9 protein-coding genes, 26 tRNA genes and 3 rRNA genes are annotated in these 20,400 nt (G+C 43.3%); all 38 read right to left on the reverse strand.

Going from position 1 to position 20,400, the window contains the following annotated elements; all coding sequences use genetic code 11:
* Positions 1-127 precede the first annotated feature (127 nt).
* Entirely contained in the window at positions 128-946 is an 819-nt protein-coding gene (locus CC204_RS09745; protein WP_088269993.1) for a histidine phosphatase family protein, read from the reverse strand.
* A 16-nt stretch (positions 947-962) separates the two neighbouring features.
* Entirely contained in the window at positions 963-2,396 is a 1,434-nt protein-coding gene (locus tag CC204_RS09750; protein ID WP_088269994.1) for a 6-phospho-beta-glucosidase, read from the reverse strand.
* Between the two features lie 79 nt (positions 2,397-2,475).
* Positions 2,476-4,377, reverse strand: a complete 1,902-nt coding sequence (locus tag CC204_RS09755) for a beta-glucoside-specific PTS transporter subunit IIABC (protein WP_088269995.1) — start codon at positions 4,375-4,377, stop codon at positions 2,476-2,478.
* A gap of 132 nt (positions 4,378-4,509) precedes the next feature.
* Positions 4,510-5,352, reverse strand: a complete 843-nt coding sequence (gene licT, locus CC204_RS09760; protein WP_088269996.1) for a BglG family transcription antiterminator LicT — start codon at positions 5,350-5,352, stop codon at positions 4,510-4,512.
* A gap of 259 nt (positions 5,353-5,611) precedes the next feature.
* Positions 5,612-5,683: transfer RNA gene (locus CC204_RS09765), tRNA-Glu, on the reverse strand.
* Between the two features lie 13 nt (positions 5,684-5,696).
* Positions 5,697-5,770 (reverse strand) — tRNA-Ile (locus CC204_RS09770).
* Between the two features lie 12 nt (positions 5,771-5,782).
* Positions 5,783-5,853, reverse strand: a tRNA-Gly gene (locus CC204_RS09775).
* A gap of 17 nt (positions 5,854-5,870) precedes the next feature.
* Positions 5,871-5,943 (reverse strand) — tRNA-Phe (locus CC204_RS09780).
* 14 nt (positions 5,944-5,957) lie between these two features.
* A tRNA-Asp gene (locus CC204_RS09785) sits at positions 5,958-6,031 on the reverse strand.
* Between the two features lie 48 nt (positions 6,032-6,079).
* Positions 6,080-6,153, reverse strand: a tRNA-Met gene (locus CC204_RS09790).
* Between the two features lie 87 nt (positions 6,154-6,240).
* Positions 6,241-6,330 (reverse strand) — tRNA-Ser (locus tag CC204_RS09795).
* A gap of 21 nt (positions 6,331-6,351) precedes the next feature.
* A tRNA-Glu gene (locus tag CC204_RS09800) sits at positions 6,352-6,423 on the reverse strand.
* A 9-nt stretch (positions 6,424-6,432) separates the two neighbouring features.
* A tRNA-Ser gene (locus tag CC204_RS09805) sits at positions 6,433-6,520 on the reverse strand.
* Positions 6,521-6,538: 18 nt separating this feature from the next.
* Positions 6,539-6,612: transfer RNA gene (locus CC204_RS09810), tRNA-Ile, on the reverse strand.
* A gap of 4 nt (positions 6,613-6,616) precedes the next feature.
* Positions 6,617-6,687 (reverse strand) — tRNA-Gly (locus CC204_RS09815).
* Between the two features lie 12 nt (positions 6,688-6,699).
* Positions 6,700-6,773: transfer RNA gene (locus CC204_RS09820), tRNA-Asp, on the reverse strand.
* Positions 6,774-6,821: 48 nt separating this feature from the next.
* Positions 6,822-6,895: transfer RNA gene (locus CC204_RS09825), tRNA-Met, on the reverse strand.
* A gap of 87 nt (positions 6,896-6,982) precedes the next feature.
* A tRNA-Ser gene (locus CC204_RS09830) sits at positions 6,983-7,072 on the reverse strand.
* 24 nt (positions 7,073-7,096) lie between these two features.
* Positions 7,097-7,170: transfer RNA gene (locus tag CC204_RS09835), tRNA-Ile, on the reverse strand.
* Positions 7,171-7,187: 17 nt separating this feature from the next.
* Positions 7,188-7,261, reverse strand: a tRNA-Met gene (locus CC204_RS09840).
* A gap of 20 nt (positions 7,262-7,281) precedes the next feature.
* Positions 7,282-7,354: transfer RNA gene (locus CC204_RS09845), tRNA-Ala, on the reverse strand.
* 11 nt (positions 7,355-7,365) lie between these two features.
* Positions 7,366-7,439: transfer RNA gene (locus CC204_RS09850), tRNA-Pro, on the reverse strand.
* Between the two features lie 9 nt (positions 7,440-7,448).
* Positions 7,449-7,522 (reverse strand) — tRNA-Arg (locus tag CC204_RS09855).
* 31 nt (positions 7,523-7,553) lie between these two features.
* Positions 7,554-7,639 (reverse strand) — tRNA-Leu (locus CC204_RS09860).
* A gap of 14 nt (positions 7,640-7,653) precedes the next feature.
* Positions 7,654-7,725 (reverse strand) — tRNA-Gly (locus CC204_RS09865).
* A 7-nt stretch (positions 7,726-7,732) separates the two neighbouring features.
* A tRNA-Thr gene (locus CC204_RS09870) sits at positions 7,733-7,805 on the reverse strand.
* A 35-nt stretch (positions 7,806-7,840) separates the two neighbouring features.
* A tRNA-Leu gene (locus CC204_RS09875) sits at positions 7,841-7,922 on the reverse strand.
* Positions 7,923-7,934: 12 nt separating this feature from the next.
* Positions 7,935-8,007: transfer RNA gene (locus tag CC204_RS09880), tRNA-Lys, on the reverse strand.
* 6 nt (positions 8,008-8,013) lie between these two features.
* Positions 8,014-8,086, reverse strand: a tRNA-Val gene (locus CC204_RS09885).
* A gap of 15 nt (positions 8,087-8,101) precedes the next feature.
* Positions 8,102-8,217 (reverse strand): 5S ribosomal RNA (gene rrf, locus CC204_RS09890).
* Positions 8,218-8,311: 94 nt separating this feature from the next.
* Positions 8,312-11,223, reverse strand: a 23S ribosomal RNA gene (locus CC204_RS09895).
* Between the two features lie 181 nt (positions 11,224-11,404).
* Positions 11,405-11,477 (reverse strand) — tRNA-Ala (locus CC204_RS09900).
* A gap of 82 nt (positions 11,478-11,559) precedes the next feature.
* Positions 11,560-13,119: ribosomal RNA gene (locus CC204_RS09905) — 16S ribosomal RNA — on the reverse strand.
* Together the 16S, 23S and 5S rRNA genes with 26 tRNA genes alongside form the textbook arrangement of a ribosomal RNA operon.
* A gap of 596 nt (positions 13,120-13,715) precedes the next feature.
* Positions 13,716-15,212 carry a lysine--tRNA ligase gene (lysS, locus tag CC204_RS09910; RefSeq protein WP_088269997.1) on the reverse strand — a complete coding sequence of 499 codons (1,497 nt, stop codon included), beginning with the start codon at positions 15,210-15,212 and terminating at the stop codon, positions 13,716-13,718.
* A gap of 94 nt (positions 15,213-15,306) precedes the next feature.
* Complete coding sequence (gene dusB / locus CC204_RS09915) at positions 15,307-16,311, reverse strand: tRNA dihydrouridine synthase DusB (RefSeq protein ID WP_088269998.1); 1,005 nt, start codon at positions 16,309-16,311, stop codon at positions 15,307-15,309.
* Positions 16,312-16,323: 12 nt separating this feature from the next.
* Complete coding sequence (gene hslO, locus CC204_RS09920; protein WP_088269999.1) at positions 16,324-17,220, reverse strand: Hsp33 family molecular chaperone HslO; 897 nt, start codon at positions 17,218-17,220, stop codon at positions 16,324-16,326.
* A 334-nt stretch (positions 17,221-17,554) separates the two neighbouring features.
* Positions 17,555-19,714, reverse strand: a complete 2,160-nt coding sequence (gene ftsH, locus CC204_RS09925) for an ATP-dependent zinc metalloprotease FtsH (protein ID WP_088270000.1) — start codon at positions 19,712-19,714, stop codon at positions 17,555-17,557.
* 103 nt (positions 19,715-19,817) lie between these two features.
* Positions 19,818-20,363, reverse strand: coding sequence for a hypoxanthine phosphoribosyltransferase (gene hpt, locus CC204_RS09930; protein ID WP_088270001.1), 546 nt, complete (start codon positions 20,361-20,363; stop codon positions 19,818-19,820).
* Positions 20,364-20,400: the final 37 nt, after the last annotated feature.

Below are 20,400 nucleotides of genomic sequence, written 5' to 3' on the forward strand. Positions count from 1 at the left end.
CTCCCCTTTTTCCTTATTTTTCTTACTTTCATTATACACAAAAATTTATCTAGATTGCCTTTTTATCAGCATTTTATAGAAAATAAGGTTGAAACAATCGAAATAAATTGTTTCAACCTTATCTAAATTATTTTTCTCCAGCTTCAACGTAGCTTAAATCATTGACTTTATCTAATGTATATTTCCCGTCTTTGTATTTCACTGTACACACACTGGCGTTTTTCAATCCGCCTTCTGGGATTTTAAAATCATCAAACAATGTGTCTAATAATGCGGAGATACTTAAGCCGTGAGAGGTAATCAAAACATTCCCACTACCTGAGTTTTTCATTTCTTTTGCTACGATATCTTCAACGCCTGCTTTAAGTCTTGTCGTAATCGTTTCATAATCTTCAGCCGGCCAGTTGATTTTTGCTTCTTCTACATTTTTAGCGTCAAGTTTTGCGACACTGTTTGCAAATGATTCTGGTGTCATGTTTTTCATGAATTCTTCTAATGTTACACCTTGGTCATCAGCGATATCTTGCCACATTGTATGGTTTAGATCGCCTTCATACGTCCCAAAGTTAAACTCTCTTAAACGCTCATCTGTAATCACTTTCAGATCGGATGATTTTTCATTTTCCTTAATGATTAGATTAGCGGTTTGAATGGCACGACCACTATCGCTACTATAAGCATTTTGGAATTCAATATCTTTTAAGCCAACACCTGCTGCTGTTACAACTTCTTCTCCAGCTTTTGTCAATACTGCATCTGACCAACCTTGAACACGATCCGTTGTATTCAGCATTGTTTTCCCATGACGCACGATATACAGCGTCAATTCTTCTGGTGTTTCTTTTGCTGCTGAAGTATCCTCTTTTGCGCCCCCGTTATTCCCACAACCTGCAACAACCAACATCCCCAACATTAATACACCTAATAGCTTTGTAAATTTTTTCATTTTAGCTCCTCCTTTTTTATGCGTTCGTTAAATCTTCCCCATTTGTTGAAATAACTTTTTTATACCAGTCGAATGATTTTTTCTTCGAACGTTTTAACGTGCCGTTTCCTTCATTGTCACGATCGACATAGATGAATCCGTAACGTTTTTTCATTTCCCCTGTTCCAGCTGACACAAGGTCGATACAGCCCCACGTTGTATAACCTAGTAGATCGACACCGTCTAACTCCACGGCATCTTTCATTGCTTGAATATGTGCCGCTAAATATTCGATGCGGTAATCGTCAGCCACATAGCCGTTTTCATCGGGCGTATCTACGGCACCTAAGCCGTTTTCCACGATGAACAATGGTTTTTGATAGCGGTCATACAAGTCATTCATTGTTACACGCAAGCCAAGCGGATCGATCTGCCAGCCCCATTCACTTGCTTCCAAGTAAGGATTTTTTACTGAGGCAAAGATATTGCCAGCTGTTTGTTCATTGACCGCTGGATCTGTTGATTGAACACGTGAAGAATAATAAGAGAAGGAAATGAAATCAACTGTATGCTCTTTCAATAACTCCAGATCTCCGTCTTCGATCGGTAATTCGATGCCTTCACGTTCTAATTCCTTCAGCGCATATGCTGGGTATTCGCCACGAGATTGGACATCGATGAAGAAAAAGTTTTCCCGGTCTGCTTTACGTGCTGCCCAAACGTCTTCTGGTTTACATGTATACGCATAGTTGGTTCCTGCCGCTAACATACAGCCGACTTGGTTTTCCGGATCGACTTCATGGGCGATTTTTGTCGCTACTGCGCTGGCTACTAACTCATGGTGCGCCGCTTGATATTTGACTTGTTCTTTATTTTCGCCTTCTTCAAAATACAAGCCTGCGCCCATAAATGGTGCGTGAAGGATCATGTTGATCTCATTGAAGGTCAACCAGTATTTCACTAAGCCTTTGTAGCGATTGAAGATCACACGGCATAAGTTTTCGTAAAAACCAACCATTTCACGGCTACGCCACGCCCCGTATTTTTCCACTAAATGCATTGGACAGTCAAAATGTGTGATGGTTACAAGCGGTTCGATATTGTATTTACGGCATTCTTTGAAGAGATCTTCATAATATTTCAAGCCTTCTTCATTTGGTTCCGTTTCATCCCCTAATGGGAAAATCCGGCTCCAGGCAATCGATAAACGATACGTCTTAAAGCCCATTTCTGCAAACAAAGCGATATCTTCTTTGTAGCGGTGGTACATATCGATCGCGTTTTGTGCAGGGTAAAAATGCTCGTCATCAAACTCAAACATTTTCTTTTCACCAGTGATCACTGGAAAACGATCCGGTCCGACAGGGGCTAGATCTACATTGGCTAAGCCACGTCCCCCTTCGTTATAGCCACCTTCACATTGATTGGCCGCTGTTGCGCCGCCCCATAAAAAATCTTTTCTAAATGACATGTCAAAATTCCTTTCTTCCTTTAAAGCTCACGACAAGATAATTGCTATCTTGCCGCAAGTTTTATTCCATCTTTATTCTTTATGCTAAACCTGTGATCAAAGTATCATTTGACGTTACTTCTTGATCTTGTGTTTCTACGATATCCAAATAATCACCCGTATTCGTCACAATTATAGGCGTTTCTACACTATAACCAGCTGCTTTAATCGCATCCATATCAAACGTTACTAACACTTGTCCTTTTTTAACTTTATCTCCCTGAGCAACTTTCGCTTCAAAGCCTTGTCCTTCTAATTGAACAGTATCCATACCAATGTGGATCAATAGTTCCATTCCTTGATCTGAAATCAAACCAATCGCGTGTTTTGTTGGGAATAATGTCATGACTGTTCCATCAAATGGTGCACGGACAATTCCTTCAGTTGGCTCAATCAATACGCCTTTTCCTAATGCTCCTTGCGCAAATGCTTGATCACTTGCTTTGCTCAATGGTAAAACGCGTCCTTTAACTGGACTTAATACTGCTTCTTTCATCGCTTTTTGAGTAGCTGTATTTTCTTTCGCTTCTTCCGTAACCACTTCATCTTTCCAGAAGAAGAATGTTAGCAAGAAACCAATTGCAACCGCGATACCGATTGCGATGAATGAATGAAGCACGCCACTAGCATCGTCGCCGTTAATAAAGTTTAAAACACCAAAGATTCCTAAACCGCCCATTGTATAAGAGGTTACCCCGTTGATCATCAAGTAAAGACCACCAGCAGCAGCACCGATCATTGAAAAAATGAATGGGGTCTTTTTAGGTAATGTGATCCCATAAATCGCTGGCTCAGTTACACCAAAAATTCCTGAAATGATTGCTGGAGGACATAATGCTTTGATTTTTTTATCATTCAATTTGAAGAACATTGCCATTACAACTGCGGTTTGTGCAAAACTTGCCGCAAATGATCTAACTAATACTTGGCTAAATCCTTCTTGCGTAATTTGCATGATTGCAAGCGGCACAACACTCCAGTGTAAACCAAAGATTACTAATACTTGCCAGAAGAAGCCTAAAATCAATCCGTATAAAGCTGGTGAGAATTCCATCAATGAGCTGAATCCAGCACTTAATAGATCTGTCAACATGCTGATGATTGGACCAATCACTAAAAAGCCGATTGGTAGTGCAATCAATAGTACAAAAAATGGCACTAAGAATGTCTGAACAACTTCAGGAATAATTTTCTTAAATAGTTTTTGAATTTGAGCAGCAAAAGCAACAATAAATATGATTGGTACAACACTACTTGTGTAACCAGCACCCACCCAAGGAATACCTAAAAAGGTTGTGTAAGCTGGTAATCCTAAAAGACTGTATGGGGCTGCAGCACCCGCACCAGCTGTTGTTTCAAATGCTGTTTGTAGTGCACTACCTTGTACCGATGGATAACAAAGCGCTGCACCGATCACGATTCCGACCATTGGATTCAAGTTGAACTTTCTTGCTGCAGTATATCCAAGAATCACTGGCATGAAGAAGAAGATTGCATCGCCAATTCCATTTAACATTGTATAAGTACCAGATGTATTTGAGTATAATTTCAAGAAAACAAGTAAAGCGTTTAATCCTTTAACCATCCCAGCAGCAGCCAATGCGCCAAGGAAAGGTTGGAAACAGCCGCTTAAAATATCGATCAAACGATTGAAAATATTTCCTCCTGAAGATTCTTGCTCTGAATCTGAAGAAATACCAGCAATAGTCAAAACATCTTCATAAACTGCCGGCACGTGGTTCCCAATAACTACCTGATACTGTCCGCCGCTTTTCATGACTGTTACGACACCATCCATGTTTTTCAAAATGTCATCATTTGCTTTTCCTTCGTCTTTCAATTTAAAGCGTAAACGAGTGATACAGTGCGTCAAGCTATTGATATTTTCTTTTCCACCTACATTGTCTACAATTTTCTGTGCTAAATCATAATATTTTCCCATTTTTTGTTCCTCCAAAGTTTAGTTTGTATTCAATACTTTTGAAGGTTTAGCCAACTTAATGTCACTATCCAAGGGGGTGTTGCACTTTCCTATCCACCTTTCGATTTAATTTTATTAAAAGATTAGATAATCTTAATCACTATTTGTTTGTACGACTCGTGCGATATGAATAATCAAATACATTTTTTCTTCTTTTGAAATTGTATAATTGTAATTAGCTTTTAAAAAATCAGCAATTTTATTAACACAATTGTATGCATTTCGGTATTTCTTTTTAATTACTTCATATAGTTCATCATCTTCTTCATCATGAAACTCTTTATGGTTCAATAATCGATATGAAAAAAACTTTAAATGAGTGCTAAAACGATAAAAATAAACTGAATCTTCGTTAAAAGTAACTTTAAAATGATACTTAACAATGTTTGTGATTTCTTGCATGATTTTGGTCAATTCATATACGTTTCCGACTTCTTCATCCATCCCAGCATTAACAAGGTGTAAGGCGATAAATCCAGCCTCGTCCTCTGGTAATTGTACACCGAATTTTTCTTTTACCATCTCTAACGCCTTGTTTCCAATAAAAAATTCATCTGGGAAAAAGCGCTTGATATCCCACAGCAAGAAGTTTCTAACTTCAATTCCTTGTTTCATGCGTTCTAATGCCGTATGAAGATGATCCGTCAAAGAAATAAAGATTGTATCGTTTAATTTTCGACCAAGCTTAGTCTTTGCATACTTGATGACTTCATCCGACACTTGCATGACTTCTAGTGGTAACTCACCTAATAATTCTTGAAATTTCAATGAGGTATCTTGATTCGCTAATCGAAAAACTTGGTCTACTTGTTCTTCTGGTACATAGTCTCCGATTTTTCTTTTAAAAGCTATACCTCGCCCCATAACTATTTGTTCCTGATCATTTGCATCCAACGTGATTACAACATTATTATTCAAAATTTTTTGAATAATCATTTTTTCGCTCCCTTCTTCACACAGTACCCCACTCCTTTAATTGTAAAAAAGAAAAACCCAACCTTTCCAAAAAAGAAGATACACTTCCACTTTGGAAAAATTAGGTTTAGCTTGTATTTAAACAATCACTATCCATTTATTTAGCTTTTTAGTACAAACCAAGGATACCTTATATAGACATGAATGTCAACGTTTTCATAGAAAGATTTAAAAGATAAAATAAAAAAACACTTAGTAAAAATACTAAATGCCTTCAACATGACCCGTACGGGAATCGAACCCGTGATACCGCCGTGAAAGGGCGGTGTCTTAACCGCTTGACCAACGGGCCAAATAAAAATTTATGGGCCTAAATGGACTCGAACCATCGACCTCACGCTTATCAGGCGTGCGCTCTAACCAGCTGAGCTATAGGCCCTTAAAGAAAAAAAGCGGGTGACGAGAATCGAACTCGCGACAACAGCTTGGAAGGCTGTGGTTTTACCACTAAACTACACCCGCATGTTTCTTCTTTCAAATGGCGCAAGACAGAATCGAACTGCCGACACACGGAGCTTCAATCCGTTGCTCTACCAACTGAGCTACTGCGCCAAAAACTTATAAAACGGTCTGGACGGGACTCGAACCCGCGACCTCCTGCGTGACAGGCAGGCATTCTAACCAGCTGAACTACCAAACCATCCGTTATTGTGTTGCGTCACGAATAACTTTTTGCTTTTTCAAGCAATTGCGGGGGCAGGATTTGAACCTACGACCTTCGGGTTATGAGCCCGACGAGCTACCTGACTGCTCCACCCCGCGATAATTATAGTCAAAGACTATTAGAAAGGTGTTTCTCTTGGTGATCACTAGTAAGTGATACTTCACACTCACTATGGTCAACAATAAAGGAGGATAAGGGATTCGAACCCTTGCACGGTTTTACCCGCCTGACGGTTTTCAAGACCGTTCCCTTCAGCCGGACTTGGGTAATCCTCCGAAATATTAATATATAAACAATGACCCGTACGGGAATCGAACCCGTGATACCGCCGTGAAAGGGCGGTGTCTTAACCGCTTGACCAACGGGCCTACTTGGAACGGAGAAGGAGGGATTTGAACCCTCGCGCCAGTTTCCCGACCTACACCCTTAGCAGGGGCGCCTCTTCAGCCACTTGAGTACTTCCCCAAGTAAAATATTTATTAATGGGCCTAAATGGACTCGAACCATCGACCTCACGCTTATCAGGCGTGCGCTCTAACCAGCTGAGCTATAGGCCCATAAAGCGGGTGACGAGAATCGAACTCGCGACAACAGCTTGGAAGGCTGTGGTTTTACCACTAAACTACACCCGCAAAAAAAGATAACGGTCTGGACGGGACTCGAACCCGCGACCTCCTGCGTGACAGGCAGGCATTCTAACCAGCTGAACTACCAAACCATCCGTTATTGTGTTGCGTCACGAATAACTTTTTGCTTTTTCAAGCAATTGCGGGGGCAGGATTTGAACCTACGACCTTCGGGTTATGAGCCCGACGAGCTACCTGACTGCTCCACCCCGCGATAATTATAGTCAAAGACTATTAGAAAGTTGTTTCTCTTGGTGATCACTAGTAAGTGATACTTCACACTCACTGTGGTCATCAATAAAGGAGGATAAGGGATTCGAACCCTTGCACGGTTTTACCCGCCTGACGGTTTTCAAGACCGTTCCCTTCAGCCGGACTTGGGTAATCCTCCGAAATATTAATTAAGTCACTACAATGGACCTTGTAGGACTCGAACCTACGACCGGACGGTTATGAGCCGTCTGCTCTAACCAACTGAGCTAAAGGTCCTTGGCTCTAATAAGGTATCGCGGCGGAGGGGATCGAACCCCCGACCTCCCGGGTATGAACCGGACGCTCTAGCCAGCTGAGCTACACCGCGATGATAATAAAATGGTACAATGGAGCCTAGCGGGATCGAACCGCTGACCTCCTGCGTGCAAAGCAGGCGCTCTCCCAGCTGAGCTAAGGCCCCACAAAATAAAATCGGGAAGACAGGATTCGAACCTGCGACCCCTTGGTCCCAAACCAAGTGCTCTACCAAGCTGAGCTACTTCCCGTATTTCAAATGCACCCAAAGGGAGTCGAACCCCTAACCTTTTGATTCGTAGTCAAACACTCTATCCAGTTGAGCTATGGGTGCTAAAAATCATCTCAACACAGGTTGTGATGAATGCCGAGGACCGGAATCGAACCGGTACGGTGATCACTCACCGCAGGATTTTAAGTCCTGTGCGTCTGCCAGTTCCGCCACCCCGGCGAATGAACAAGCTAAGCGGAAAACGGGGTTCGAACCCGCGACCCCCACCTTGGCAAGGTGGTGCTCTACCACTGAGCTATTTCCGCAGTTTGATGCCGGCTAAAGGACTTGAACCCTCGACCCTCTGATTACAAATCAGATGCTCTACCAACTGAGCTAAGCCGGCGTATTTCGCCAAGTTTATCAACGAGACTTAAAAGATGCGGGTGAAGGGACTTGAACCCCCACGCCGTAAGGCGCTAGATCCTAAATCTAGTGCGTCTGCCAATTCCGCCACACCCGCAAAATATTTCTATGAGCCGTGCAGGGCTCGAACCTGCGACCCTCTGATTAAAAGTCAGATGCTCTACCAACTGAGCTAACGGCTCAAAAAATGGAGGTTGACGGGATCGAACCGCCGACCCCCTGCTTGTAAGGCAGGTGCTCTCCCAGCTGAGCTAAACCTCCGATACAACACGTTTAGCGCGGCGACGTCCTACTCTCACAAAGGGAAACCCTTCACTACAATCGGCGCTAAGAAGCTTAACTTCTGTGTTCGGCATGGGAACAGGTGTATCCTTCTCGCTATCGCCACCACACTGGGTGTTGTTGTATTTAATTGAGTGATGATTCACTCAAAACTGGATTGAAGCTTGTAATCAATGCTTACCAAGATCTTTTATTTTATTTCTTTTGGTTAAGTCCTCGACCGATTAGTATTGGTCCGCTCCGTACATCACTGCACTTCCACTTCCAACCTATCTACCTCATCATCTCTGAGGGGTCTTACTTTCTTAAAGAAATGGGAAATCTCATCTTGAGGTGGGCTTCACACTTAGATGCTTTCAGCGTTTATCCCTTCCCTACATAGCTACCCAGCAATGCCCTTGGCAGAACAACTGGTACACCAGCGGTAAGTCCATCCCGGTCCTCTCGTACTAAGGACAGCTCCTCTCAAATTTCCAACGCCCGCGACGGATAGGGACCGAACTGTCTCACGACGTTCTGAACCCAGCTCGCGTGCCGCTTTAATGGGCGAACAGCCCAACCCTTGGGACCGACTACAGCCCCAGGATGCGACGAGCCGACATCGAGGTGCCAAACCTCCCCGTCGATGTGGACTCTTGGGGGAGATAAGCCTGTTATCCCCAGGGTAGCTTTTATCCGTTGAGCGATGGCCCTTCCATGCGGAACCACCGGATCACTAAGCCCGACTTTCGTCCCTGCTCGACTTGTAAGTCTCGCAGTCAAGCTCCCTTCTGCCTTTACACTCTGCGAATGATTTCCAACCATTCTGAGGGAACCTTTGGGCGCCTCCGTTACCTTTTAGGAGGCGACCGCCCCAGTCAAACTGCCCACCTGACACTGTCTCCCAGCCCGATTAGGGCTGCGGGTTAGAGGGTTCATAACACAAGGGTAGTATCCCACCAGCGCCTCCACCGAAACTAGCGTTCCGGGTTCATCGGCTCCTACCTATCCTGTACATGTGGTACAAACACTCAATATCAAGCTACAGTAAAGCTCCATGGGGTCTTTCCGTCCTGTCGCGGGTAACCTGCATCTTCACAGGTACTAAAATTTCACCGAGTCTCTCGTTGAGACAGTGCCCAAATCGTTACGCCTTTCGTGCGGGTCGGAACTTACCCGACAAGGAATTTCGCTACCTTAGGACCGTTATAGTTACGGCCGCCGTTTACTGGGGCTTCAATTCTGAGCTTCGCCGAAGCTAACCCATCCTCTTAACCTTCCAGCACCGGGCAGGCGTCAGCCCCTATACTTCATCTTTCGATTTTGCAGAGACCTGTGTTTTTGATAAACAGTCGCTTGGGCCTATTCACTGCGGCTGACCGAAGTCAGCACCCCTTCTCCCGAAGTTACGGGGTCATTTTGCCGAGTTCCTTAACGAGAGTTCGCTCGCTCACCTTAGGATACTCTCCTCGACTACCTGTGTCGGTTTACGGTACGGGCAGTTGTTTTCTCACTAGAAGCTTTTCTTGACAGTGTGACATCAGGAACTTCGGTACTATTATTTCCCTCCCCATCACAGCTTGTCCGTACAGAGTAAAGCATTTGACTCTACTCAAGACTTACTGCTTGGACATGCACTTCCAGTCGCATGCATTCCTTAGCCTCCTGCGTCCCTCCATTGTTCAAACAAAAACAACTGGTACAGGAATATCAACCTGTTGTCCATCGCCTACGCCTATCGGCCTCGGCTTAGGTCCCGACTAACCCTGGGCGGACGAGCCTTCCCCAGGAAACCTTAGTCATACGGTGGACGGGATTCTCACCCGTCTTTCGCTACTCATACCGGCATTCTCACTTCTAAGCGCTCCAGCCGTCCTCACGATCGACCTTCAACGCCCTTAGAACGCTCTCCTACCATCACACCAGAGGTGTGATCCACAGCTTCGGTAAACTATTTAGCCCCGGTACATTTTCGGCGCAGGGTCACTCGACTAGTGAGCTATTACGCACTCTTTAAATGGTGGCTGCTTCTGAGCCAACATCCTAGTTGTCTGTGCAACCCCACATCCTTTTCCACTTAATAGTTATTTTGGGACCTTAGCTGGTGGTCTGGGCTGTTTCCCTTTCGACTACGGATCTTATCACTCGCAGTCTGACTGCCGAATATGAATGAATGGCATTCGGAGTTTATCTGAATTCGGTAACCCGAGATGGGCCCCTAGTCCAAACAGTGCTCTACCTCCATCATTCTCAACTTCGACGCTAGCCCTAAAGCTATTTCGGAGAGAACCAGCTATCTCCAAGTTCGTTTGGAATTTCTCCGCTACCCACAGCTCATCCCCGCACTTTTCAACGTACGTGGGTTCGGTCCTCCAGTGCGTTTTACCACACCTTCAACCTGGCCATGGGTAGATCACATGGTTTCGGGTCTACGACTACATACTCATTCGCCCTATTCAGACTCGCTTTCGCTGCGGCTCCGGCTCTTCACCTTAACCTCGCATGCAATCGTAACTCGCCGGTTCATTCTACAAAAGGCACGCTCTCACCCATTAACGGGCTCGAACTTGTTGTAGGCACACGGTTTCAGGATCTATTTCACTCCCCTTCCGGGGTGCTTTTCACCTTTCCCTCACGGTACTGGTTCACTATCGGTCATTAGGGAGTATTTAGCCTTACGGGATGGTCCCCGCGGATTCCGACGGAATTTCTCGTGTTCCGCCGTACTCAGGATCCTCCTAGGTGCTGTCACAATTTCGTCTACGGGGCTATTACCCACTTTGGCGGACCTTTCCAAGTCCTTCGACTATCCTGACAGACTACCATATCGGAGTCCTACAACCCCAACAAGCAAGCTTGTTGGTTTGGGCTTTTCCCGTTTCGCTCGCCGCTACTCAGGGAATCGAATTTTCTTTCTCTTCCTGCAGGTACTTAGATGTTTCAGTTCTCTGCGTCTACCTCTAACCAGCTATGTATTCACTGGAAAGTAACATCCTATAAAAGATGCTGGGTTCCCCCATTCGGAAATCTCTGGATCATAGCTCACTTACAGCTCCCCAAAGCATATCGGTGTTAGTCCCGTCCTTCATCGGCTCCTAATGCCAAGGCATCCACCGTGCGCCCTTATTCACTTAACCTTATCAACCTTGCGGTTGGGTCTTGACTACTTCTTCTAGCGATAGAAGGTTGGTCAATAAAATAAGCTTCGAACAATTAATTAATTAACTCTTCAACGCGGTGTTCTCGGTTTGTTTTGATTACTTTTTTTACTTCAATATCCAGTTTTCAATGAACAATCTAGTAACCAATGGTTACTAATGGAGCCTAGCGGGATCGAACCGCTGACCTCCTGCGTGCAAAGCAGGCGCTCTCCCAGCTGAGCTAAGGCCCCAGTAAAGCTATACAATTGAGAGTAGACCTCTCAAAACTGAACAAAGTGTTGACGAACCGTGTAGTTCCGTACTATTCCTTAGAAAGGAGGTGATCCAGCCGCACCTTCCGATACGGCTACCTTGTTACGACTTCACCCCAATCATCTATCCCACCTTAGGCGGCTGGCTCCAAAAGGTTACCTCACCGACTTCGGGTGTTACAAACTTTCGTGGTGTGACGGGCGGTGTGTACAAGGCCCGGGAACGTATTCACCGCGGCGTGCTGATCCGCGATTACTAGCGATTCCGGCTTCATGTAGGCGAGTTGCAGCCTACAATCCGAACTGAGAGAAGCTTTAAGAGATTTGCATGACCTCGCGGCCTAGCGACTCGTTGTACTTCCCATTGTAGCACGTGTGTAGCCCAGGTCATAAGGGGCATGATGATTTGACGTCATCCCCACCTTCCTCCGGTTTGTCACCGGCAGTCTCGCTAGAGTGCCCAACTGAATGATGGCAACTAACAATAAGGGTTGCGCTCGTTGCGGGACTTAACCCAACATCTCACGACACGAGCTGACGACAACCATGCACCACCTGTCACTTTGTCCCCGAAGGGAAAGCTCTATCTCTAGAGTGGTCAAAGGATGTCAAGACCTGGTAAGGTTCTTCGCGTTGCTTCGAATTAAACCACATGCTCCACCGCTTGTGCGGGCCCCCGTCAATTCCTTTGAGTTTCAACCTTGCGGTCGTACTCCCCAGGCGGAGTGCTTAATGCGTTTGCTGCAGCACTGAAGGGCGGAAACCCTCCAACACTTAGCACTCATCGTTTACGGCGTGGACTACCAGGGTATCTAATCCTGTTTGCTCCCCACGCTTTCGAGCCTCAGCGTCAGTTACAGACCAGAGAGTCGCCTTCGCCACTGGTGTTCCTCCATATATCTACGCATTTCACCGCTACACATGGAATTCCACTCTCCTCTTCTGCACTCAAGTCTCCCAGTTTCCAATGACCCTCCCCGGTTGAGCCGGGGGCTTTCACATCAGACTTAAGAAACCGCCTGCGCTCGCTTTACGCCCAATAAATCCGGACAACGCTTGCCACCTACGTATTACCGCGGCTGCTGGCACGTAGTTAGCCGTGGCTTTCTGGTTAGATACCGTCAAGGTAAGAGCAGTTACTCTCCTACTTGTTCTTCTCTAACAACAGAGTTTTACGATCCGAAAACCTTCTTCACTCACGCGGCGTTGCTCGGTCAGACTTTCGTCCATTGCCGAAGATTCCCTACTGCTGCCTCCCGTAGGAGTCTGGGCCGTGTCTCAGTCCCAGTGTGGCCGATCACCCTCTCAGGTCGGCTATGCATCATCGCCTTGGTGAGCCGTTACCTCACCAACTAGCTAATGCACCGCGGGTCCATCCATCAGTGACACCCGAAAGCGTCTTTCAAATCAACACCATGCGGTGTCGACTGTTATACGGTATTAGCACCTGTTTCCAAGTGTTATCCCCTTCTGATGGGCAGGTTACCCACGTGTTACTCACCCGTCCGCCACTCCTCTTTTCAAATGAGTGCAAGCACTCGGTAGAAAAGAAGCGTTCGACTTGCATGTATTAGGCACGCCGCCAGCGTTCGTCCTGAGCCAGGATCAAACTCTCATAATAAAAGTTGAACACGATCTTGCGATCGTTAAGCTCATTTGTTTGCTAGCATATTGCTTCGCTTGTTAAAAATTGTTGTTTGTTTTCACCGTTGTGAAAACAACCTACACATTTGGTTTGTCTTACTTTGTTCAGTTTTCAAAGGTCTACGTTGTTACCTCGCAGCAACTTTTATATCATATCAAATCTTCGATTTGATGTCAACACTTTTTTTAAAAAGTTTCAAAGTTTTTTCTGCTTGGTGTTGTCGTTTGTTTCAGCGACAACTTCATTAGTTTATCAGATTGTTTGTTATTTGTCAACAACTTTCTTCCTGATTTTTCAAGTTTTTTTAAAACTTGAATTGTTATTCTATTTTGGTCGTTTCGGCGTTTTTGTTGCTCGCCTTGCGACATGTAATAATATACCAAGTTTCGGCGCGTAGGTCAATCAAAAATTGCATTTTTTTTGAAGTTTTTTTCGTTGCCGATTGTTTTATTACTTTTGTTCTTTATCGTTCGTTTTCTCCCCATCTAATGATAGATTTTATTTGCTTTTTCATTTGTTTTTCTAGAAATAAAAAAACTGTCTATCATAGTCGACAGACAGTTTTTTTGTACTTATCTCATTGTTGGGAATAATAGTACGTCCCGAATCGATTGTGCATCTGTTAAAAGCATTACTAGACGATCAATACCAATACCTAAACCACCGGTTGGCGGCAATCCATATTCTAAAGCCTCGATAAAGTCTTCATCAACGCCATGAGCTTCATCATTTCCTTGCTCACGTTCTTTTTCTTGTCCCTCGAAACGTTCACGTTGATCAATCGGATCATTTAGTTCAGTGAACGCATTTGCAAATTCTTTTCCTACTATAAATAATTCAAAACGGTCAGTGAAACGTCCGTCTTCTGGATTTTTCTTCGCTAACGGAGAAACTTCAACTGGATGTCCATAAACAAACGTTGGCTGTTGCAAGGTTTCTTCTACAAAGGTTTCGAAGAATTCATTTAAAATATGCCCTACAGCCATGTTATCATTGATTTCTACATTGTGCTTCTCAGCCAAATCACGTGCTTGTTCAACCGTCATTTCTTGCCAGAAGTCGACACCTGTTTGCTCTTTGATCGCATCAACCATATGAACACGTTTGAATTCAGAACCTAAATCCACCTGTTTTCCATCATAAGTAATAGTCGATGTGCCTAATACTTTTTCAGCGGCATTACGAATGATCCCCTCAGTTAGATCCATCACATCTTTATAATCTGTATAAGCTGTATAAGCCTCTAACATTGTAAACTCAGGATTATGCGTTGTATCGATTCCTTCATTACGGAAAACACGGCCGATTTCATAGACTTTTTCCATACCGCCTACGATCAGACGTTTCAAATGTAATTCTAGAGCGATTCGTAGATATAGATCCATATCCAACGCATTATGATGTGTGATGAACGGTCTCGCAGTTGCACCACCAGCATCATTGTGTAAAACAGGTGTTTCCACTTCTACATAGCCATTACTATCTAAGTAACGACGGATTTCACTAATAATTTGACTACGCTTCATGAAACGATCAAAGCTATCTTTGTTACTGATTAAATCAAGGTAACGTTGACGGTAACGTTGTTCGATATTCGTCAAGCCATGATATTTATCTGGTAACGGGCGTAACGCTTTAGTTAATAGGACGATGGTTTTCGCCTTAACAGTTACTTCTCCTGTATCAGTCTTCATAATTTGTCCAGTGACGCCAAAGAAATCCCCGAGGTCAGCGTGCTTGAATAGTTCATACGCTTCATCTCCTACTTGGTCTTTACGCACATAGATTTGAATTTGACCTTCACGGTCTTGTAAGTGAGCAAATCCAGCCTTACCTTTTCCACGCTTTGTCATCATACGTCCAGCAACACTTGCTGACAAGTCTAGTTCATTTAGTTCTTCTTTTGAGTTTTTGTCATATTGTTCATGTAACTCACTTGAATTATGTGTACGGTCAAAACGTTTACCAAAGGGATCAATCCCTTCTTCACGTAAGTTTTCCATTTTTTCACGACGCACAAGCATTTGATCATTTAGATCGTCTAAGTGCGCTTGTTGTTCATCTGCCACTTTATTTCCTCCATTCTGAAATCACATACCATTATAATGCCACACTAAAACGAAAAAAAGCAAGCTGAACTTTGGATTCTGCCTGCTTTTTTTATTAGATTATTTCTATTGTCTCTTTTTCTGCATATTTTTCTGCTTTTTCTACAAACGCATCTAACAGATCGACCATTTCCTGCTGTGTCTCCGCTTGGTTGATTGCAGCTTTTACTTTCGCTGCACGAGGGATTCCTTTTAGATAGTAGGCAGCATGCTGACGAAATTCTCTTGTTGCAATGCGTTCCCCTTTTAAGTCTATCAAACGCGTTAGATGAAGTTTCGCGGTTTCGATTTTTTCAAATGGACTTGGCTCCGGTATCAATACACCTGTTTCAAGATATTCCTTTGTTCGTTGGATCATCCAGGGATTTCCTAAAGCTGCTCTACCGATCATTACACCATCAGCACCCACGTATTCGATCATCCGTTTAGCATCTTCCGGGGTTTTCACATCACCATTTCCCATAAAAGGAATCGTTAAATGACGTTTTACTTCTTTCAATACTTCCCAATTCGCTTTTCCTTCATACATTTGCACTCGAGTTCTGCCGTGCATTGCAATGGCAGAAGCACCTGCTTTTTCAGCAGCTAGTGCGTTCTCTACGGCAAATAAGTGTTCATCATCCCAGCCAGTCCGCATTTTTACCGTTACTGGCAAAGAAACCGCTGAAGAGACTGCTTCAACCATTTCATAGACTTTATTCGGGTCTAATAGCCATTTCGCCCCCGCTTCAGCTTTGATAATCTTATTGACAGGACAGCCCATGTTGATATCGATGATCGCTGCTTGGGTATTTTCTTCGACAAACTTCGCAGCTTCAACAAGATTCTCTTTATTTCCACCAAAAATCTGAACGCTTAATGGGTATTCTCGATCATCAATATAAAGCATATCCAACGTTTTTTTATTCCTAGTCTGGATCCCTTTATCACTGATCATCTCGCAAACAACTAGACCTGCACCAAATTCTTTGACTGTTACTCGGAAAGCCGCATTACTAATACCTGCCATTGGTGCAACGACCACTCGATTAGGAATCTCAATATTACCTATTTTCCACATCAGGCTTTCCTCCTATTTATTTCGTGTATTTTTGATGGCTTCGTCTCTCAATTCGATTAAATCTTCTTCGCTATAATGGTATTTATTCCCGCAAAATTGGCAAACGGCTTCTGCCCCATGATCTTCTTCGATCATCGCATTGATTTCATCAAGGCCTACAGCGATTATTGCTGTGCCAAATTTTTCTTTTGAACAGTTACATTTAAACTGTACTGGCATTTTTTCTAAAATTTCGATTTCATCTTTGCCTAATAAACGTTCCAAAATCCCTTCTGGAGATTCACCTTCATCGATCAAACGAGAAATCATCGGCACTTCCTGCAATCGTTGTTCAATAAAATCGATTGTTTTTTCATCTGCTCCCGGCATCACCTGGATCATAAATCCACCAGCAGCTCTAACATGTTCATCCGTATCAACTAAAACACTTAGACCGATGGCTGAAGGAATTTGTTCTGAAACAGCCATAAAATAAGTAAAATCTTCGCCGATTTCACCAGAAACGATCGGTGTTTGACCTGAGAAAGTTTCTTTCAAGCCAAGGTCTTTGATCACAGTAAAGACGCCTTCTGTCCCAACTGCTCCGCGAACATCGATTTTTCCACTCTCATTAAGGGTTAGGCTAACATGAGGATTTTTGATATAGCCTTTTGTATTTCCACTGCCGTCACTATCGACAACAATACTTCCTGCCGGACCATTCCCTTGAACTTTGACCGTTAATTTATCTTCACCTTTTAACGTTGCACCTAACAATAGCGCACCGACCATCGTTCTGCCTAATGCAGCTGTCGACGAGCTCCATGTATCATGACGTTCTTGTGCTTCTGAAATTGTATTTGTTGCGCAAACAGCGTAAGCGCGAATCGATCCTTCATAACATAATGCTTTTACTAAGTAATCTTCCATTTTATTTTCCTCTTCTCACTTGGGACTTTTTCTGACTCATTATCAGATAATACTAGCATTTTACTATTTTTTCAACTAAAGAATTTTAATAAGCCACTTAACAATCGATAGCAATCAGCACCTTGGGTTATTCCATCTCTGGACTTAGCACCACTTGGTACTAGAAAGAATATTGGGAATGGAATGATTCCATGGATAAGTGGAGCGAACTATTAAAAGGCTTTTTAGAAAGAATAATGCTTCAAATCATCAACAAAAATGAGGTCTATGGTTAGATGAAAAAAAGCAGTGTAGTTTTTCATGCTACACCGCTTTTTATTATTTCTAAGAATGATTATTTGTAACGATCTTCAAAGTTGTTGCGATCATATTCAGAGTCATCTTTTTTGTCTTCATCTTTTGTTTCAGATTGGACAGTTTCTTCTGCTTTTTCACTGTTCGCTTTTACTTCTTCTGCTTCGTCGTGCAATTCTTTTTTCGCCTCTTCAAAGTCTTGTTTTTCTTCAGCTTGTTTTTGTGCGTCTTTTTCTTCTAATGCACGTTTGGCTTCTTCAAATGTTTGAGCCTTTTCACTTGGGAACTGGCTATCGATAACATCTTGAGGCATAACACCTTCTTCAAACAATGACTTGATGCTGCGCGCATCTAATGTTTCAAATTCAAGTAGTTTTTCTGCGATCAATTTGTGTTGAGCGCGATGTGCTTCAATGATTTCATGCGCTTTATCATGAGCTTCCATCAAGATACGACGTACTTCTTGATCGATTTCAAATGCTACTTGTTCAGAGTAAGCTTTAGTTTGACCATAATCACGGCCAACAAAGACTTGGTGGTTTCCTTCATATTGAACAGGACCTAATTTATCGCTCATTCCATATTCAGTGACCATGCTGCGTGCAATTCCTGTTGCTTGTTCAAAGTCATTTGATGCACCAGTTGATTGAACACCGAAGATGATTTCTTCTGCTGTACGTCCGCCAAGTAAGCCAACGATTTGTTCAAACATATCTTCTCTAGTCATCAAGAATTGATCTTCTTTTGGTAAAGCGATCATGTATCCACCAGCACGTCCGCGAGGAATGATCGTTACTTTGTGGACGATGCGAGCACGGCTTAGAACTAACCCAACGATCGTATGTCCCGCTTCGTGGTATGCAACCATTTCGCGTTCTTTCTTGTTGATTACGCGATCCTTCTTAGCTGGTCCGGCAATCACGCGGTCTTCTGCTTCATCCACATCTGACGCGTCGATTTTCTTTTTATTACGACGAGCAGCAACTAACGCCGCTTCGTTTAAGACGTTTTCTAGATCAGCACCAGCAAAACCTGGTGTTTGTTGTGCAACAACTTTTAAGTCAACATCATCAGCCAACGGTTTGTTACGAGCGTGAACTTTAAGAATCGCTTCACGGCCTTTCACATCTGGACGACCAACTAAAATTTGACGGTCAAAACGACCTGGACGTAATAATGCTGGGTCTAAAACGTCTGAACGGTTCGTTGCAGCAACAACGATAACTCCTTCATTGCCATCAAAACCATCCATTTCAACGAGTAATTGGTTTAAGGTTTGTTCACGTTCATCGTGTCCGCCACCCATACCGGCACCACGTTGACGACCGACAGCATCGATTTCATCGATGAAAATGATCGCTGGTGCATTTTTCTTCGCCGTTTCAAATAAATCACGGACACGGCTGGCACCGACACCGACAAACATTTCAACGAAGTCTGAACCTGAGATAGAGTAAAACGGTACGCCTGCTTCACCGGCTACGGCTTTAGCAAGTAATGTTTTACCTGTTCCTGGAGGGCCCTCTAAAAGAACACCTGCTGGAATACGTGCACCTAATTCAACGAAACGTCGTGGATCTTTTAAGAACTCGACTACTTCAACTAATTCTTGCTTTTCTTCTTCGGCTCCTGCTACATCAGAGAAGCGTACGCGATTGGCTTTTTTGTCTGCTTCTTTGGCTTTTGATTTACCAAAGTTCATGACACGGCCGCCGCCACCGCCACCGCCGCCTTGTTGACCCATCATCATATAGAATAAGAAGATGAATAACACGATCGGTAAGAAGCTAAATAGAATCGACAACCAAGCACCACTTGTTGACTGCTCTTTTACTGTTAATTTTACATTATTGTCTTTCGCCATTTCCTGAATCCCTGATAAGGTGATGTCACTTGGCAGGACAATCGTTGTAAATGATTTTGTTGATACTTCTGTCGATCCCCATAACGAAAGACCTCCAGTGTTTTTGATTTCTTGTTTGTCTTTATACTGACCAACGATCTTGTACACGCCATTTGTTGGCTGGATCGTCATTTCCTTGATTTTCCCTTTTTCTAATTGGGTATTAAATGTTGAGTATTCAATATCCGGCGACTGTTGATTGCTATTTCCAAAGATGAAATATACAACCATGACCATCGCTAAAATAAGCAATACATAGTATAGGCCATTTTTCATGCCGCTATTTTTTTTATTCATGCCTGTCCTCCTTTGAACAACTACTCGTAATTCTTGTGTTTACGGTTTATTTTTTATCAATTCTGACCATTACATTGTAACATAACTATTTCCAAGAGAGATATTAATTTGATTCGTAGATTTCTGGTTTCAAGACCCCTACGTAAGGCAGGTTCCGATAAGCTTCTGCATAGTCTAAACCATAACCGACAACGAATTCATTCGGCACATCAAAGCCAACGTAATCTGCGACGATATCTACAACACGGCCTTCTGGTTTATCTAATAATGTCACGATTTTTACAGAAGCTGCTTTTCTATATTTAAATAAATCTACTAAATAAGCTAATGTTCGCCCACTGTCGATGATATCTTCAACGATCAGGATATCCCGACCCTCAACATTTGTGTCTAAATCTTTAACGATTTTTACTTCACCGGATGATACCGTTGCATTGCCGTAGCTTGATACATCCATAAAATCCATTTCCAAATGTGTATCGATGCAGCGTGTAATATCAGCCATAAAAGGAATGGCACCTTTTAAAATACCGATCACTAAAGGATTCTTGCCTTTGTAATCTTCTGTCAACTGTTTTCCAAGTTCAGCTGATTTTTCAAGGATTTGTTCTTGTGAAATCAAAACTCGCTCAATATCTTTCTCTAGCATAGTGCTCTCCTTTTCCTTGTAGGTTATTCTCCCATAT

The organism is Enterococcus wangshanyuanii (assembly GCF_002197645.1).
GTDB classification, from domain to species: domain Bacteria; phylum Bacillota; class Bacilli; order Lactobacillales; family Enterococcaceae; genus Enterococcus_L; species Enterococcus_L wangshanyuanii.